The 15,528-nt window shown below is 54.7% G+C and carries 12 protein-coding genes; 8 read left to right on the forward strand and 4 right to left on the reverse strand.

The annotated features are described in order from the left end of the window. The first annotated feature begins 84 nt into the window (after positions 1-84). A complete protein-coding gene (locus FE783_RS18815) occupies positions 85-1,029 on the forward strand; it encodes a helix-turn-helix transcriptional regulator (RefSeq protein ID WP_138880934.1) in 945 nt (314 codons plus the stop codon). 65 nt (positions 1,030-1,094) lie between these two features. After that, positions 1,095-2,894, forward strand: coding sequence for a protein kinase domain-containing protein (locus FE783_RS18820; RefSeq protein ID WP_138880935.1), 1,800 nt, complete (start codon positions 1,095-1,097; stop codon positions 2,892-2,894). A gap of 75 nt (positions 2,895-2,969) precedes the next feature. On the opposite strand, the gene FE783_RS18825 is transcribed toward FE783_RS18820, so the two are convergent. Then, positions 2,970-3,710 (reverse strand): SDR family NAD(P)-dependent oxidoreductase, encoded by a 741-nt coding sequence (locus FE783_RS18825; RefSeq protein WP_138880936.1) that lies wholly within the window; start codon positions 3,708-3,710, stop codon positions 2,970-2,972. 118 nt (positions 3,711-3,828) lie between these two features. Here FE783_RS18825 and FE783_RS18830 point away from each other — a divergent pair, with 118 nt between their 5' ends. Continuing rightward, entirely contained in the window at positions 3,829-4,740 is a 912-nt protein-coding gene (locus FE783_RS18830; protein ID WP_138880937.1) for a LysR family transcriptional regulator, read from the forward strand. Positions 4,741-4,847: 107 nt separating this feature from the next. On the opposite strand, the gene FE783_RS18835 is transcribed toward FE783_RS18830, so the two are convergent. Further along, a complete protein-coding gene (locus tag FE783_RS18835; RefSeq protein WP_138880938.1) occupies positions 4,848-5,657 on the reverse strand; it encodes an AraC family transcriptional regulator in 810 nt (269 codons plus the stop codon). Between the two features lie 509 nt (positions 5,658-6,166). On the opposite strand from FE783_RS18835, the gene FE783_RS18840 reads away from it, so the two are divergent. Both FE783_RS18840 and FE783_RS18845 read left to right on the forward strand, forming a co-directional pair. After that, positions 6,167-7,636 (forward strand): glycoside hydrolase family 88 protein, encoded by a 1,470-nt coding sequence (locus FE783_RS18840; RefSeq protein WP_138880939.1) that lies wholly within the window; start codon positions 6,167-6,169, stop codon positions 7,634-7,636. Positions 7,637-7,813: 177 nt separating this feature from the next. Then, complete coding sequence (locus tag FE783_RS18845) at positions 7,814-9,148, forward strand: extracellular solute-binding protein (protein ID WP_138880940.1); 1,335 nt, start codon at positions 7,814-7,816, stop codon at positions 9,146-9,148. Between the two features lie 68 nt (positions 9,149-9,216). Here FE783_RS18845 and FE783_RS18850 read toward each other — a convergent pair whose 3' ends face one another. After that, entirely contained in the window at positions 9,217-9,978 is a 762-nt protein-coding gene (locus FE783_RS18850; RefSeq protein ID WP_138880941.1) for an AraC family transcriptional regulator, read from the reverse strand. A 139-nt stretch (positions 9,979-10,117) separates the two neighbouring features. On the opposite strand from FE783_RS18850, the gene FE783_RS18855 reads away from it, so the two are divergent. The 3 genes from FE783_RS18855 to FE783_RS18865 all read left to right on the forward strand — a co-directional run bounded on the left by FE783_RS18855 (position 10,118) and on the right by FE783_RS18865 (position 12,244). After that, positions 10,118-11,179 carry an amidohydrolase family protein gene (locus tag FE783_RS18855; RefSeq protein WP_138880942.1) on the forward strand — a complete coding sequence of 354 codons (1,062 nt, stop codon included), beginning with the start codon at positions 10,118-10,120 and terminating at the stop codon, positions 11,177-11,179. A gap of 16 nt (positions 11,180-11,195) precedes the next feature. Then, positions 11,196-11,546, forward strand: coding sequence for a Rieske (2Fe-2S) protein (locus tag FE783_RS18860; protein ID WP_138880943.1), 351 nt, complete (start codon positions 11,196-11,198; stop codon positions 11,544-11,546). A gap of 116 nt (positions 11,547-11,662) precedes the next feature. Then, a complete protein-coding gene (locus tag FE783_RS18865; RefSeq protein ID WP_138881125.1) occupies positions 11,663-12,244 on the forward strand; it encodes a uracil-DNA glycosylase in 582 nt (193 codons plus the stop codon). Positions 12,245-12,331: 87 nt separating this feature from the next. Here FE783_RS18865 and FE783_RS18870 read toward each other — a convergent pair whose 3' ends face one another. Further along, positions 12,332-15,445, reverse strand: a complete 3,114-nt coding sequence (locus FE783_RS18870) for a hybrid sensor histidine kinase/response regulator (RefSeq protein WP_238403153.1) — start codon at positions 15,443-15,445, stop codon at positions 12,332-12,334. Positions 15,446-15,528: the final 83 nt, after the last annotated feature.

A 15,528-nucleotide genomic window follows, 5' to 3' on the forward strand; every position in this document is an offset into this window, starting at 1 on the left:
AGTGTTGCTTGTTGTGCTTATCGTAAGGCATAATAGTGACAGAACTTGTCACTGACTTTTTATTTATGAAAAGGAGGCGGTAGTATGCCCAAGTCCAAAAGGCTGATGGAGCTGATGATGACCGTCAACCGGAAGCGGCGGTTCAAGGTACAGGAGCTTGCCGACGAATTCGGCGTGTCCAAGCGCACGATTCTAAGGGATTTGCAGGAGCTGAGCGAGCTGGGAGTGCCTCTGTACTCGGAAGTAGGTCCGCATGGGGGCTATCAGGTGGTACGGGAGCGAGTGCTGCCTCCCATCGCATTCACGGAGGAAGAGGCCGTGGCGATGTTTTTTGCGGTGCACGCCTTGCGCCATTATTCCTCGCTGCCTTTCGAAGCGGAATCCGCCTCGGCGCTGAGCAAGTTCTATCTCCATATGCCCGGGGACGTCAGGGATCGAATCGACAGCATGAAAAACCGGGTCGATTTTATTACGCCGACCAGGCGGGGCGATGCCCCTTGCTTGGCCCTTCTTCTGGACGCGGCTGTACATCGGAAGGTGCTTGTCGTCGAATACGAGTCGAAGAAGGAGGGGGCGGGCAGCCGATGCATTCAGCCGGTCTGCATATATGCGAACAACGGATTCTGGTACTGCACGGCCTACTGCTTCTTGCGCCAAGGCTTTCGCGTGTTCCGGTGCGACCGGATTCGAGAAGCGGAATATGACTTGTCCGGTACGGAGCCGCTCGAGCTAAGCGACGTCCGTCTCAGCCGGAGGGAGGCTGCGGAGCCGAAGGAGCCTATTCGCCTTCGCGCGGAGCTGAGCCGATCCGGTGTCCAGCGCTGCGAGGCCGAGCTGTGGCTTGCTCCTATGCTGCATGTACGCGAAGACGGAAGCGGCTTGATCGATAAGGACGTGTCTCGCAGCGACATCCCGTTCTACACGGATTTTTTTATCGGACTGGGGGATGGTGTCGTTCTGGAGGAGCCGGAGGAATTGAAAGAAGCGATCCGGAGGAGGCTTACCGAGCTGCTGGTCCGCTACCGATAAATAGACATCACGTTTTCTGTTCTTGCTATAATGAAAGGAATGACGGAAACGAAGGAGTAACTTGAATGGTTACCACCCCAGGATACCGCTATCTCCATCTGGTATACGAAGATGATAATATATGGATCTGCTATGCGTATTCGGAAGCGTTATCCCGCGTCGTACTGTGGAAAATGGTGAAAGACGGGCCGCGCACCATGATCGAGAATGCGAAGCTGATCCATGAATACGAGACGCTCTCTCTGCTGCGGATGGACGGTGTGCTGAAGCCGCATACCTTGCTGCGGCAGGGGGGCTCCATGGTGCTTCTGTTCGATATCATTAACGGAATCGTGCTTCGTCAATATATGGCTGCCGGTCCGATCGAGCCGATTTATTTCCTGAAAATCGCGGTAAGGGCGGTTGAAATTGTCGAGGAGCTGCATCGCCAGGAGCTGCTGCATATGAATCTTCGGCCGGATACGATTTTGTTGGTGCCGGAGTCGATGCAGGTTTGTCTGACCGGATTCAGCGATACGGTGCCGATCCGGCAATCGCTGCATGCGACGCGGCTGGAAGGGTATCCGCCCTATATGGCCCCCGAGCGGACCAATGGAGCGCGCCAGCTGCTGGACGGCCGAACGGACCTGTACTCGCTTGGCGTCACTTTTTTTGAGATGCTTGCGGGAGAATTGCCTTTTCAGGCCAAGGAGTCGCTGGAGTGGGCCCATGCCCATATTGCCAAGCAGCCCCCCTCGCTGTCAGACAAATATGGTGTGCCGCGGCTGCTTGCTGCCATCGTATCCAAGCTGCTCGCCAAAGCTCCCGAGGGCCGCTACCAGAGCGCAACGGGGTTAAAGGGAGATTTGCAGCGCTGCCTGGACCAACTGGAAGGACAGGGGGAGCTGGAGGAGTTCCAGCTTGGCCTACTCGATAAGCCGATATGGAATTCGGATGTCGAGAGGGATGAGGGCAACTCGGAGCTGCAGCTCTCAGACGTTGTCCCGGTACCGGCTCGACTGCTGGATGAGGTAGCCGGCATCAGCCCCGCACCGATCAGACAAATCGGGGTTACGCCGTTCTCCGATAGCGGGTATACGCAAATGCTGGATCTTGCGGCCGTATTCAAGGCGTCGCAAATTTTTGCGTCGGTCGGTGATCCTCAAGAACGGGTTCGGCAGCTGCTGCTGCTCTTGTTGGAGCAAGCGGGCGCGTCGCGGGGGTGCTGGGTATCTCATCGACGGGGCCGATACATCGTAGAGCTGGCTGCAGCATGGACCCTCGAATCGGGATGGTCCTATGAATCCGCCCATGTTCCGCTGGAACGGTTCCCGGAAGCCAGCCATGAGATTATTCACGCAGCAGAGGCAAACCGGACGGTCGTTTGCTTGGGAGACGCGGCCGTGACAGGCAGCTTTATGAATACGGAATATGTCAGACGAACCGGGCTGCGGTCGGTCTTGTGCTGTCCGATCCCGACGGGCGAAGAAATTTTGACCCTGCTCTATGTGGAGAATCACTTGTCCGCCAATGCCTTCTCTACCGAGCGGGTCGGCGTGTTAAGAATGGTGGCGATGCAGCTGTTCTATGCGAACCGGTTGACCGCCTCGGATGGTCGAGAACTGCCGCCGCCTGTCGGTCTGGGCACCGAATCGGAGCTGACTGCCCGTGAGCTTGAAGTGCTGGAGCTTATGGCGGCCGGTCTGTCCAACAAGGAAATCGCGGCCCGGCTTGTCGTGGCGGCGGAAACGGTAAAGGCCCATATTCGGAATATTTTCGGCAAACTGGAGGTTAGCAAGCGGATACAGGCGGTAGAGGCCGGACGTATGCGCGGTCTGATCCCCCAGACCGGTCCGCTGTTGAAAGAGCCCCTAAACGGGGTATGACAAGATTACCCTCAACGTGTACATTGCAATTAATTCAAGGAGGGATGATCCGATGGCGGACCAGAACAAGTGTATTTAAAGCGTCTGGCCGCTGTCCACGGTGATAATTTGACCGGTCATGGCTTCTTGCTCCAAGGCGGCGCAGATCATGTGAGCAATATCTTCAGGTGTCGAAATGGCTTGCAATAAGAGATGGGGTGCCAAGGCATTCATGCGATCTTCCCTCCCCTTCCACCATCTTGTCTCCACGGCACCCGGAACGACACAGTTCACTCTAATACAGGGCGCCAGCGCGCGTGCCAACGACTTGGTCAGTCCATGCACAGCCGCTTTGGAGACGGCATAGGGAAGGGAGGAGCCTAGTCCCGTTTGACCCGCAATGCTGCCGACATTCACGATGGCGCCATGCCGTTTGTCTTTCATGTAAGGAGAGACGGCTCTGGAACAGTAAAACATCCCTTTCACATTGACATCCAACAGTTCGTTCCAGATGTCATCCGTTACAGCTTCAAGATCATCCATCGGGATGTGTTGTGTAGCACCCGCATTGTTTACAAGCAGATCGATTGATCCGACATTTTGTACGATGCGGTGAACCATAGATCTGACCTCACTGTCTTGGGAAATATCGGCTTGAAAAGCGAAGGCGCTCCCCTTTATCGCGCTTATCTCGCGCACGGTTGCTTCCGCATCGGCCTTTGAACGGGAATAGTTAATGACAACCGTTGCTCCCCGTTTGGCCAACTCGATCGAGGTTGCTCTGCCAATCCCGGTTCCCCCGCCTGTAACAAGCGCGACTTTGTGTAACAAATCCATGAGAATTTCTCCTTTCCTGACCTATAGAGACATTGTAGCTTTGATCAATGTATTTGTATAATTGAATTAAATGAACTTAAAGTTCAATATTATTGAACAATAAACCGGGAGAATAGGGATGGATATTAAAACAATCAAAACGTTTCATTCCATTGTGGAGCATGGAAGCTTTATACGGGCAGCGGAGGAACTGAATTATGCCCAATCCACGGTAACGATGCAAATCCAGAAACTCGAGAAAGATTTGGGGGTCCGGCTATTCGAACGGGGGAAGGCCGTTCAGTTAACGGAGGCAGGCAGAATGCTTCGGGAGCAGAGCAAGGAGATCGTCCGGCGAATGGAACAATTGCAACTAAACATGACGGATTTGCAGAGCGGAGAAGCAGGGTCCGTTCGGATTGGTGTAACCGATCCCACCGCCAGTATTCGTCTGCCTGATTTGCTTAAGAAATTTATGGAGCAATACCCTCGGGTCAAAGTGTCCGTGGCGATTTCCAGTACGCCTGCATTGGTGGAGCAGCTGCATCGCGACGATATAGATTTTGCCATCTGTTCCGTTCCGGATGCAGCGGCCGATTTTTATTTTCAACCGTTGTTTTACGAACCATTTACGCTTCTCATGCCGGAAGACCATCCGCTTGCCGGTAAAACGGTCATTCGTCCGAGTGATTTGCAAGAACATCGCTTACTGATTACATCCGTTACATGTCCATACCGCCAAAAGCTTGAGATAGCTCTGCGAGAGTCGGGCGTAATATCGGCAAATACGATGGAAATCGGAAGTATGACGGCCCTAAAGCACTACGTGGAAAGCGGGCTTGGCATCGCGTTGGTCCCGCAGATCATGTTGAATCCAATGCCTAATGGAACGATAACTCGTCCCATGGACGGCTCGCCGATTAACATGCTGATCGGCATGCTCTGTAAACCCGACTCCGTCATGAAGCCTGCAGCCGCGACATTATACCGGTATTTGGAGCGGGAGCTCACCCGGGACGAATTAGGAACTTTAACGGAATTACCGCCCTGACTGACGACCGGGGCATTGTGGACCGGCAAGTCCCGGTCGTCAAGGAGCAGGTACGTTATTCCGATAAAGTTCCTTATCATGATGACGGACCGCCCGGGCTCGCGAGGCTAGCCGTTTCTACCGTTGTCGGCTTCGGCTTTTTTCCTCTCCTTGCGCAGAAGGGAAGGCGGATTGCCGGTTATTTTACGGAACATCCGATTGAAATAGGTCGGATCGCAGAAGCCCAAATAGTTCGAGATTTCCTGGATCGTCATGTCCGACTGCAGCAGCATGTCGCGGGCGACGGAGATGCGCATTTGGTGCATATATCCGAGTGGAGTTTGGTTGAACACTTCCTTGAAGATGCGGATCACGTAGTTGGGCGATAGCTGGACAAGCTCGCACAGCTGTTCGAGCTTGATTTCCTCCTTATAATGCTGGAGGATGTAGTTCTCTACGCGGCGGGCGATCTTCATCTTGTAGGAAGAAATATTTTTCCGATCCAGCTCCTGCAGCATAGAGCCGAATATTTCCGATATCAGTCCGTGGCATACGAATTCGTGGTATGCGCTTTTGTCCATCCAGGCCTGATGCAGCGCGTGGAAGCGCTGGCGGAAATATTCGGCTCTGTTCGTCTTGAACAGCTCGTACCCTTTCCCGCATCCGTGGGGGGAGGACAGAAGCTTGGAAGGCTCATCGAGCTGGAAGTGGGCCACGTATTTCTGATGCGGAGGATGCGGACCGTTCGTGCCGGACCGGTACGGCCCCGGGCGAACGAACAGCATGTCTCCTTTGGTCAATTCGGTTTCGAAGTCGTCCAATTGAAATTGAAACGTGCCTTGCACGACAAAAATAATGACATGCCTCATCGATTTGATGCGGGATCTTCGCCAGTTCGGAATATTATCGTCGTAGATCACATTTTCCAATCGAAGCATCCTAAGTCCTCCCGGTTGGCCGAGTTCGTTGCTCTCTATGGATGAGTTTATGGGCGCAGGCGCAAAAAAGCAATCGAGGCTGTTGAGAAATTCTGCAATGAGAGGAAGCAGTGATGGCAAGGAGGCGGGGAATGTGCTCCACTTCCGTTAAAATCGAGTTGCTTTATTTGAATTTAAGCGGGTACAACTCGATTTTAAAGTCAGACGCTTCGCTTTACGCACATCTCCCTGCCCCCTCTTTGTATTTCAAAACTCTCATTTTGACTATCTCAACAAGCTGAATCCTCTTTACATGTTTTTAATAGTGATATCGTTAAGGAATTGGGATTTTCTTAATGGTGTTCCACGTGGAAATATCTAAAATAGAAAGTAAGCCGGACGGGAAGGATTCGGTTCGTAGATTAGAGGGGGAGCGCTTTCCGCAGTGGCTCGGGAACATGTATAGGGGAAAAAGTATTTACAAATTGTTAAGCTAGTTTGTTGTGGCTTACAGCAGTGGAGGGCAAATTGTGTTCAATCCTAATACTCCTGCATACTATCCGGCAAAGGTCACAGGCAACCGTGCACCCGGGGTGTTGCCCGAGGGGAGAAGGCTGCCCCGCGGTTGGACCGCCGTTCCGCTCGATCGTGGAGACGGGATTTTGCTGGAATGGGAAGTACCCGCGTCATCGGTGCAGCGCGCCGCCGGCGAGAGCAGGCTGCGAATCGCGGTGGCGCTCGATTATCGGAGCGAGCAAAAGGTAGAGGCGTTTCTCGCACGGTCTGGAGAGCGGATCGGCAGCTTCGATATTCGTTATGCCTATACGTTCCAGCCGTTCGAGATCGTGCTGGACGGGAAACGGACAGCGGACGCCGTTCGCGAAGGCGTGTTGCTGCGGATGGCCGGCGATGGGCAGCCGATATGGATATTCGATGAGCTGCAGGGCGACGAAGCGCGCAAGCTTTTTGTCCCCCATCTGCTCATCGGAGGCGGCGAACGGCGGATCGAGCCGTTCTTGAACAGCGTCGCCTCGCTGTCTTCCCTGCAGCCTTTCGGCTGGCTGGAAGGCTGTGTGCTCGACGGGCTGTACGCGCTGCGCCCGGCGGTCGGGGCCAACCATATCGATCCGGTAATCGAGAAGCATCTCGGGCAATATTTGAGCGAGGACGGGCGGCTGTTGTACGAAGATCTGCACGGCCAAGCGGCGGACGATAAGCTGACGACCATTGAAGCGACACTGCCGCTGGCGGTCATCGCCAAGCTTCAAGCCGACCATCCGGTCGTCCTGCGGACCATATCGTTCTGGGAGTCGCGGTCAACGGCAAGCCGCGGAGCGATCGTCGACGGAGACTCGATCACGGCGGAAGGCACGTATACGGTGGCCTACCCGCTGGCCGTCATCGGTTCGAAGCTGGGCCGGGCGGATTTGGCCGAGCGGGCGGTAAGCGAGGTCTTGCTTCGCCGGGATGCGCTGGCCAGAGGACAGCATCTGTACTTGCGGTATAACCGGAAGACCGATACGCATGTTTTCCGCAGCTGGTCGCGGGCTTATGCCTGGTATATGGTCGGCATGACGAGGACCTGGCACGAATTGAAGCGTTCCGTTTTTGGCCATATGCCCGAACTGGGCGAGCTGGAGCGGGAAATTCGGAGAATGGCGGATGTCGCCATGCATTGGGTACGGCCGGAAGGACTATGGACGGCGTTTCTGGACGAGCCGGATACCGGCGCCGAAACGTCCGGATCGGCGGGGATTGCCGCAGCCCTCGCGTTGGGAGCGGGATACGGTCTGCTTGAGAGGCATCACTATGACGCGGCGGCGAAGACGTTCGAAACGATTCAATCGTATCTGACGCCGGACGGCATTCTCTCGGGCGTCACCCAGCATAATGCCGGCGGGATCGAGCTGCAAACTTGCGGATACCGCGTACTGTCGCAGATGGGGATGGGGCTGCTGGCACAGCTGTATGCGGCCGTAGACGCATATAAGCATGCATAAGGTTGTCGGGGGGACGGGCTGATCCGCGTATCAGCCGGTTCTTGCCAAAGGAGAGAAGCATATCTCGCTACGGGTCGTAGTGACACTATGACGCGATTCGGGCTTATACGGAGCCGTGAAATTAGGAAAGCGCTTTAATTATTCTGGGTTATATTTTAAATTTACGGGGGGATCGAGATGAAGAACTATCGTGCAGGTGCAAGCGTTGTATGTGCGGCCATTCTGGCTGTATGGGCAGCGGGCTGCAGCGGCGGCACGGCGGAGCGAGCCGGAACGGATGCGACCGGCAAGCAGGCGGAAGCGAAGCCGCAGGAGCCGATCGAGATCGTATTGTACGGGGGGCAATCGAATTGGACTCAGGAAATGTTCGACGCCCTCTACGGGAAAGCGATCAAGCGGAAATTCCCTCATATTACGCCAAAGCTGATCCCGAACAGCGACACGCCGCTCGAACAGCTGATCACGACGGGAACGCCGTTCGACCTGATGCTCGTCACTCCGTCCGGAACGCGCAGGATGGTGATCGACTACAATCTGCACACCGATTTGACGCAAATGATTCAGGCGAGCAAATTCGATTTGAACCGGTTCGACAAGACGATCATCGATACGCAGCGCGATATCGCCAAGGGCGGGCTGTACGGGCTGCCTGCCTTTACCCAGTTCCAAGTGCTGTTCTACAATCGCACGATTTTCGACAAGTTCGGAGTTTCTTATCCGAAAGCCGGGATGACCTACGATCAATTGTACGAGACGGCGGTCAAATTAAGCCGGATCGAAGGCGGAGTGAAGTATTACGGGCTGGGCACGAATATATTGTGGCAATATCGAACAAGTCAGCTACCTGTAGCATTAGTCGATCCGAAGACCAACAAGTCCGTTTTCGACGATAAAGCGAAGACCGTATTCGAAAACTGGCTGCGCTTCTTCAGCATACCCGGATTCGTTGGGACGGATAGAATGGCGAAAGGCTCGGACCTGGAAAATATGTTCTTCAAGGATCAAACGTTGGCGATGTACCCGCATTACACGAACGTCGCCCGGCGTCTTCCCGATACGGAAATATTGAAATGGGACGTCGCGCCGATGCCTTATTACAAAGAGGCGCCGGGCGTTGCGCCTTCGGTCGATCCGTACTACTTGTACGTCATGTCTACGAGCAAGCATAAGCAGGCCGCTTTCGAGGTCGCCGCCTTCCTGACTTCGGAGGAGGTGCAGATCGAGTTGGCCAAGGAAGGCTTCACGCCGGCGATCAATACGCCGGAGGTCCGGGCGGCATTCGGCCAAAACAACAAAAACTACCAAGGGAAAAACATCAGCGCCTTCTTTCCCGAGAAGTTCGCGGCGGCGCCCCCTTTCTCGCCTTATTACGCGATCGCCGATACGAGCATTCAAGCCGTATTCGCCGATGTCGTCACGGGCAAAAAAGACGTCAATACGGCGTTGCGGGAAGCCGAGGCGACCTCGAACAAGCGGATCGAGGAGCAGATCGCCACAACCGGAGTGAAATGACGGGTACCGACAAGCGATCGGACAATTATGGGGAAGCAGTCAGTTATCCAGGCGGCCGGGAGGCCGCCTTACATTTTTAATGTGTGGGAAGGGGGATGGCCGACTATTTTCTTGTACATGTAGTTGAAGTACGTCTGATCGCAGTATCCGAGCGATTCGGCGATTTCTCCGATCGTCATCGTGTCGGTCAAGAGCAGCTCGCGGGCGGCGGCGATGCGGACTTCGTGCATGTATTCGATCGGGGGACGCCCCGTAACCTCCTTGAACACGCTGGAGACATAGGTAGGCGAGCGGTTGACGACTTGCGCCATATCGCTCAGGCGAAGCGGCTCGCGGTAATGCTGCACGATGTACTGCTGAACGCGGAGCGCCAAGTTCCGCCGGGAGGAGGAGTGGCTGTCGCCGAACCGTTCGCGGTGGACGAGGCCGAGTATTTCCATCAAGATGCCGCAGGCTATGAACTCATAACCCGGCATTTTGCCGATCCAGTGTTCGTACAGCATCGAGAATCTCTGCTTCAAATAGTCGCAGCCAAGCGGCCGGATATGCACATACGGCTCTCCCCGCAATGGATGACCCTCGATCGATAAATCCCTAAAATGTGCGGAGTACAGCTGGAGCGGTTCCGACTTATCCGCTTCCGCGGAGCGCAGTGTGCCTTCCGGAAAAAACAGTCCTTCCCCCTTCCGGACTACAACCGCCTCCTCGCCGATCCGATAAGCGGCCGCGCCTCTAATGACCAGAATCAATATATCGTGCTTGACCGTTTTTCTCGGTACCCGCCAATTGCCGTTAACGGCCTGCTGGAAGGCGATATTGTCGATCTTCACGGGTTGGAGGCCTCCTTCTTTTCATTCAAAATCGTAAAATCACTAAAAAAACGATATGATTACCAATCGTAATCGATAGGAGACCCCTTTACAATAGGGTATGTAAGAAAGCCGGATACCGAGAGGGGTAAACCTTAGTATGAGCAATCTGGAAATGAAAGTGATCGACGTCGACATTCATAATTCGTTGAAAAGCCACCTGGACCTTGTCCCGTATTTGCCGGAGCCATGGAAATCGCGCGTGGCGAGCTCGGGGCTCGGGCTGCCTGGACACGGCTATCAGAGCCCGATCGGGGTCATTCGCAAAGACTGTACACCGCCTTCGGGCGGACCGGCCGCTTCCGACCCGGCTTTTCTAATCGAGGATCTGCTGAAGCCGTACGGGATCGAATACGGTATTTTGACCGGAAACTTGATGGGGGTCTCGACGATGCACGATCCGGACCATGCCGCCGTCATCTCTTCGGCCTATAACGATCATTTGGTAGAGCATTGGCTCGAGAAGCATTCCCGGCTCCGCGGCTCGATCTTGGTCTCGGCTTACGATCCGCTGCTTGCGGCAAAGGAAATCGATCGGATGGCCGATCACCCGCGAATGGTTGGCGTCATTATGGGGAGCGGTCAACGCGCTTTGCTCGGTCAGCGCCAATTTCACCCGATCTATGAATCGGCGGAGCGTCATGGTCTTCCTGTAGCGATTCATCCGGGGACGGAAGGCGCCGGGGGATCGAATCCGCCGACGGCGTCCGGTTATCCGACAAGGTATTTGGAGTGGCATACCAGCTTGTCGCAAAACTATATGGCGCATTTGACCAGTCTCGTATGCGAGGGCGTGTTCGAGAAGTTTCCGCGTTTGAAGTTTGTCCTGCTCGAAGGGGGCATCGCCTGGCTGCCTCATCTGATGTGGAGGCTGGATAAAAATTATAAAGGGCTGCGCTCCTCCGTACCGTGGCTGAAACGGCTGCCGAGCGAATATATACGCGATCATTGCCTGTTCTCCACCCAACCGATCGAAGAGCCGGAAGATCCGAAGCATCTGATCTCCATATTCGACATGATCGACGCCGAGAATATGCTGATGTTCTCGAGTGATTATCCGCATTGGGACAATGACGTGCCAACGGAAATATTGAAGCGGCTCAGCCCGGAGGCGAAGCGGAAAATATATTACGAGAATGCGAAGAAGCTATACCAACTATAGAGCGGAGGCGAGCCCGATGGCTGTTCATTACGTAGCCGAAGCCGGCGATATTGCGGAAGGCGGGAGAATGATCGTCGAAGTAGAGGGGAGATCGATCGGAGTGTATCGCGTGAACGGGGAGCTGTATGCACTGCACAACAGATGTCCGCATGAGGGAGCGCCATTGTGCAAAGGGCCCGTGTGCGGAACGACGATGCCGTCCCGGGTGTACGAATACGAATATGGCCGCCGCGGCGAGCTCGTCCGCTGCCCTTGGCACGGCTGGGAGTTCGAGATCAAAACCGGCAAATCCTTGTTCAGCGACAAGGTGCGGACACGCTCCTACAAAGTGCAGGTCGACGAAGGCAAAGTCGGCATCGTCCTTTAAAGCCCGATGCAGCGGCGGCGCCGGATCGATGAAGACGAGCGCGTGCAAGTTATCTTTCCCGACTTCTCGGCTATACTACGAAGAGACTGGAAGGAAGGATTCCCCAAATGACGCTAATGGATGAACCATTCACGATCTTGCCCGAAGAAGCGGCGCCGCCCCATGCGCGGCAATGTGACCGTTGCGAGCTATCCGGCCAGCGGACCCGCGTAATATGGGGAGAAGGAAATCCGGACGCCCCGATCATGATGATTCTGGATAACCCCGGAGCCCGGGAAGACCGGCAAGGAATCGAGTTCCTGTGCGGGACGCGCGAGACGCTCCAGCTCGGCATGAGGGAGGCGGGCCTGGATATCGGCTCCGTCTACGTCACTTATTTGCTGAAATGCAGACCTGTCCGCGCCTATAATAAGCCTGCGGCGAGAGAGGCATGCGCGTCGCACCTTCTGCTGCAGTTGCAGCAGAAGCGGCCGCTTCTGCTATTCGGCTTCGGCAATGTCGTGGCGGAAGCGCTGTTCCCTTGGCGGGAAGAAGCCAGCGTGAAAGTGCTGAGGGGGAGCTGGCACGACTATCAAGGGATTCCGGTCGGATTTTCGTATCATCCGCTTGCCGTCCGAAGACGGCCCAACCTGATGAGGCTGTTCGTGGAGGATCTCTCCGCTCTCGCGGCGCGATGGAAGAAGACGCGGGAGATGTAGAGCGCAGTGAGAGGCGGGAGGGGCCCATAGAGCCGCACATGGAACCGAAACCGGACAAGTCCCCGCCTGAATAGGACGGGGACATTTTCAAATGGCTCCGGCCCGGTCGCGGATGGAGCGCTCTCTCTTGTTGTCCGGAATAACAAACGACACGGTCGTGCCTTCGCTCGGCTTGCTGACGATAGACAAGCCTTGACCGTACAATTGGATCAACCTCCGATTCGTATTGGCGAGCCCGATCCCGCGCTTATCTTCCATCGTTGGGCTGAGCAGTTGCAGGACCTTCTCATGATCCATCCCGACGCCGTCATCCTTCACTTCAACAAGCGTGAAGCTGCCCCCGCGAGCAATCCGAATGTGCACCGTACCTCCTTCGGGCCGACTAAGGAGGCCGTGCTTGACCGCGTTTTCGATCAACGGCTGTATCGAGAGCGGAGGAAGCATCAGGCTGATGTCGGATTCAACCTCCCATACGATACACAATCTGTCCTCGAACCGTTCCTTCTCGATGTACAAATAAGCTTCGGCAAGCTTCAGTTCATGGGAAAGCTCAACCAGTTCCCCCGTATTCAGAAAATCAAAGCTGATCCGGAGAAAGGATGCAAACGCATCGCCCAGATTTTGCATCTTCTCGGTGTCGATATCGCCGAGTGCCATAATCGAATTAAGCGTATTGAATAAAAAATGAGGATGAATTTGCGCCTGCAGGTAGGCGGCTTCCATGCGTAAACGTTCATTGACGGACTGCTTCAGCATGGTCAACGCTCGGATTCGGTATTTCAGCTCCAGAGCATCCACAGGCTTCGTGACGTAGTCGTTCGCTCCCGACGAGAATCCGGTATAGATGTCGGCAGGCTGACTGCGCGCGGTCAGCAGCAAAACCGGAAGCTCCGATACCGAGTATTGCTCTCTTACCTTCTGCGTCAACTCGTAGCCGGACATGTGCGGCATCATCACATCGGCAATCAGCAGGTCCCATTGCTGGGAGCCCAGCAATTCCAGCACCTCGCGGGCCGAATGAACGGTCGTGACGGTATACGGCTCCGTGGAAAGGATCCCGACGAGCACGCTCAGGTTGACGGGATCGTCATCCACTGCAAGAATATTCACTTTCCCTTCGTGCAGAAGCGGAGGGAATCGTGCGGACGTCGCCAATTCGCCGATTACGGTGTCCGGGAAAATGAATCCGGCTGGCCCATCGTCAGGCCCGTCCTTGAATGGGTCGAGATGAAGAGAAGGCTGCGACAATGGAAGCGTTGACTCGCCGGCGAGCGGCAGATTGAAGCTGAATACGGAACCCTTGCCCGGCTCGGAACGGACGGTCAATGTTCCGCCGTGCAATTGTACCAGCTGCTTGCAGATGCTCAGGCCGAGTCCGATCCCTCTTCCGTCGCTTACTCCGTAAGCCCCTTGCTCATAAGGGAGAAAGATTCGCGCCTGTGTTTCCTCGTCCATGCCGACCCCGGTGTCGGAAATATGGATGACGGCTTGTCCGTTCCCGATCTCGGCGGAAACGGTGACCGTCCCTTCTTCCGTGTATTTCAAGGCGTTATGCAGCAAGTTATACAAGATTTGCACAAGCCTTTTCTCGTCGGCCCACACAGGCGGCATCGATTCCGTAACATCCATGCTCAACCGGAGAGGCTTGCCGTCCGTCATAAATTTGAGCATGGCGATGACGGCCGGAGCGATCGATTGAATCTTCAAGGACTCTTGCTGCAATACGATGCGGTGCTCCTGAAGCCGCGCCACATCGAGAAGATCGCCGAGCATGTGCGACATGCGACGGCTGATCGTGATAAGCAGCTCCATCTCTTTCAGGCTGCTCTCGTGAAGCTTCACCTTTTCTTTGGCGACGACGGTCTCGGCGATATTCATAATGCCGTGCAGCGGCGTCCGCAGCTCGTGAGACGTATTGGCGAGAAATTGGTCTTTCCGTTTGTCGGCCATTCGCAGCTGATCGTTCAGCTTGGCGTTTTCTCTCGCATTGCGGAAATATTTCTTGAACCAGTAAGTGGAGAACCCGGTTATGGCCGTAATGATATCGAACGGATAGTATACGGTCGTAACTTCTTTGGCGGACTCCACTATGCTCCACGACAAATTGGATATGATGCCGGCCGCGGTCAGCAGCAAGAAGACGACGTCTTTGTCGGCCTGCTTCTTGAAAATCATCGTCCCTACAATATAAATAAACCAGGCGAACGCGAATAAATAAAAGGCAATAAATACTTTTAAATCGATGATTCCGTTTGCCCATGAAGCGGGTATGGCCATCAGGAATCCCGTAAGGGAAACGAGCGCCGCGGTATAGGCCCGAAGCCAAACGTTCGGTGAAGGAGCCGAAGCGAATCTTCTAAAAATAAGAAGAATAAAATAGTTTTGCCACAGCAGGAAGATCAGTCTGAGCTTGATCGCCCACGTATAATTGATCGGCAGCCATAACAAGAGCACGTTATCGTGACCGATCAGAACCGCTATCCCGACCGACAGTGTTAACAAACCCATAATGAACAAGGTCCGTTCTTGCCGATTGAAAACGTATAGAATGAAACCGTACAAACCGTGAAGCAGTAAAATGATAAACGTAACGAGTTGAAATCCGATCGAATACCAGCGCACGTGGTCAATCGCAGCCTGAGAGCCGAAACGTAAAGAACGCGTCACCCCGCCGTTAAAAGGCTCGTCGAAGTTGGCTGTACGAATAAGCAATTCGATCTCCGTCGCCCCTTCTACCGAGTAGGAGGATGTGTAAGAGACATTACTGGGCGTGTATTCATTCGCGTTCGCGGCGGGTTTGCCGACAACGCTCGTGAAAACCCCGTTTAGTTCTACCTCCGATGCAGCTTGAATTCCTTGAAACCAGAATGCGACAGGCTGCTTCAGCGGATCGATCAGAATGCGCAGCCGGTACGTCCCGTACCCGTACGAGGAGTCGGAATCTTGATTCAGCACGCTTCCCCAGTCTCCCGGCACCTGAATATGGCGGAACCGGTTTTCCTTCGACGGTATGTCTTGGCTGGTTAACAATTGTTCAGGGTAAAACCGCCACTCGCCGTCCATAAAGAAGGTGGGGGATTTCTCCAAATCCAAACCGCGCAGGTCGAGTACGCCACCGACAGCACGAGGGTGGTTCCATGTAGGAAAAGCTTCGGACCATGCCAAACGCAGGCCGAATAGAACGCCTAGAAATACGATCATTAAGACTGCATATGTAGAGGAGGTTTTAGTCAATATTCGCATCATGCGAACGAATTCGACATAAATTGCGCGAATTCCTTTAT

Origin of the sequence: Paenibacillus mesophilus (assembly GCF_005938385.1) — a bacterium.
GTDB lineage: Bacteria > Bacillota > Bacilli > Paenibacillales > NBRC-103111 > Paenibacillus_AB > Paenibacillus_AB mesophilus.